Source organism: Duganella vulcania, from assembly GCF_009857655.1.
Taxonomy (GTDB): Bacteria; Pseudomonadota; Gammaproteobacteria; order Burkholderiales; family Burkholderiaceae_D; genus Rugamonas; species Rugamonas vulcania.
Genome location: NZ_WWCX01000226.1, coordinates 1 through 2,153, shown reverse-complemented (window position 1 = coordinate 2,153; position 2,153 = coordinate 1). Strand labels below are relative to the sequence as shown.

Below are 2,153 nucleotides of genomic sequence, written 5' to 3'. Positions count from 1 at the left end.
CCGCCGGCGCGCCGCCAACGCTCCCGCAACGCCGGGCTGAGCGCGGCCTGCGCGTCGCAGCCGAAGCCGATCAGGTTCAGTTGCGGGCCCAGCACGTCGTCGCTGGGCTGGCAGGCCGCGTCCGGGCTGGCGCGCACCAGCCCCTGCGGCAGCAGGCCGCCACGCACCAGCCGCGCGCGTCCCGCACCCGGCTGGAACAGGCCGCGGCCGAAGCGGTTGAGCGGCTTGATCTTGAGGTCCTGGAACCAGGCGCGCGTCACCGGCAGGCGCTGCAGCAGCGCCATCAGGCCGTGCACGCCCAGCGCCGTCAGCCGGTTGGCCGGCATCACCAGCCGTCCCATCAGCAGCGCCATCCGGACGATGGATTTGGCGTGCGGACGGCGCTCGGTGTCGTAGCTGTCCAGGATGGCCGGCGCCGCGCGGCCGTGCACCACCCACGCCAGCTTCCAGCTCAGGTTGGCCACGTCGCGCAGGCCGGCCACCAGGCCCTGGCCCACGAACGGCGGCGTGATGTGGGCGGCGTCGCCCGCCAGGAACACGCGCCCGCGCGAGAAGCGTTCGACGATGCGCGCATGGAAGCGGTACACGGCGGTGCGCTCGACGGTGACCAGCTTGGTGTCGCACCACGGCGCCAGCAGCGCGCGGATCTGCTCCGGACGCTCCATCTGCTCGCGGGTTTCGCCCGGCGCCAGCTTGAACTCCCAGCGCTGGCGGCCGCCCGGCGCCCCCATGTGCGGCGTCGGCCGGCGCGGATCGCAGATGAATTCCACGTGGTCGATCGGATCGGGCACGCCGATGGCGTCCACCACCAGCCAGTCCTCGCTGAAGGTCTTGCCCTCGAAGCCCAGGCCGGCGCGCTGGCGCACCGGCGAGCCGGCCCCGTCCACCCCGACCAGGTAGCGCGCCCGCACCGTGGCCAGCGTGCCGTCGGCCTGTTTGAGCGTGGCGGTGACGCCGTCGCCGCGCTCGGCGTAGTCCACCAGTTCGGTGCTCAGCGCGGTCTGCACGCACGCGTATTGCGCCAGCCGCTCGCGCAGCACGCGCTCGAGCTCCGGCTGGTAGAACGTGACCAGGCGCGGATGGCCGTCCAGGTCGCCGGCGGTGTTGGCCCGCGCATAGGGCCCGAACAGCGGCGAATGCATCTGCACCTTGGCGATGGCGTGGGTGGCGAAGGCGCCGTCCTCCAGCCCGGCCAGCTGCAGGATGCGCAATGCCTCGTTGTCGAGCGCGATGGCGCGCGGCATCGTGAACACTTCGGCGGCTTTGTCGATCGCCAGCGTGCGCACGCCGTAGCGGCCCAGCAGGTTGGCGGCCGCCGCGCCGACCGGTCCCAGTCCGACCAGCAGCACGTCGACCGATGCCGGCAGGGCGGCGGCGGCGGCCGTAGCGTGGGCGCGGTTCATGACGGCTCCTTGCCGTCCGCCGGCGCAAGATCGACCGGATAGCCGTAGCGCGCCAGCGCGGCGCGTGCCTGCCCGGCCTGCGCCGCAGCCACGTCGAGCACCGCCACCGCGCCGCGCCGGACATCGGCACGCACCGCGACGGCGGCCGGGATGCCCAGCTGCGCCAGCTTCTCGCCGAACACGTGGGCGGCGGCGCGCATGCGCAGCTCGGCCTTGGCGATCTTGCCGATCGCCGTCAGCGGGATCTGCGCCAGCAGCTCGATGCGCACCGGCGCGGCGGCGCGTTCGGCCACCAGCCCGCGCACTTCCTCCAGCAGCTGCGCGGCGGCGATGGCGGCGCCGGCCTTGAGCGCGACGTAGGCTACCGGCAGTTCGCCGGCATGCTCGTCCGGCTGGCCGACCGCCGCCGCCTGCGCCACCGCCGGATGGCGCAGCAGCGCCTCCTCGATCATGGCCGGGTCGATATTGTGGCCGCCACGGATGATCAGGTCCTTGGCGCGGCCGGTCAGGTGCAGGTAGCCGTCCGCGTCCAGGTAGCCCAGGTCGCCCGTGTTGAGCCAGCCCGGCGCCAGCCAGATGCCCTGGTTGTCGTGCGCGTTCAGGTAGCCGGGGAACACGTTCGGCCCGGCGATGCCGATCACGCCGATCTCGCCGGTGGGGCAGGCGCCGATCGCCAGGCCGGCGCCGTCCACCCGCCACGCCTGCAGCGCCTGGTGCGGCAGGCGCTGCCCCACAGTGCCGGCGCGGTGG

2 protein-coding genes are annotated in these 2,153 nt (G+C 74.0%); both read right to left on the bottom strand.

From position 1 onward, the window contains the following. Positions 1-1,403 (bottom strand): bifunctional 3-(3-hydroxy-phenyl)propionate/3-hydroxycinnamic acid hydroxylase (locus GTP90_RS35525; RefSeq protein WP_161087906.1); only part of this gene is annotated, 1,403 nt, incomplete at its 3' end. After that, positions 1,400-2,153 (bottom strand): AMP-binding enzyme (locus GTP90_RS35520; protein ID WP_161087905.1); only part of this gene is annotated, 754 nt, incomplete at its 5' end. The genes GTP90_RS35520 and GTP90_RS35525, both read right to left, overlap by 4 nt.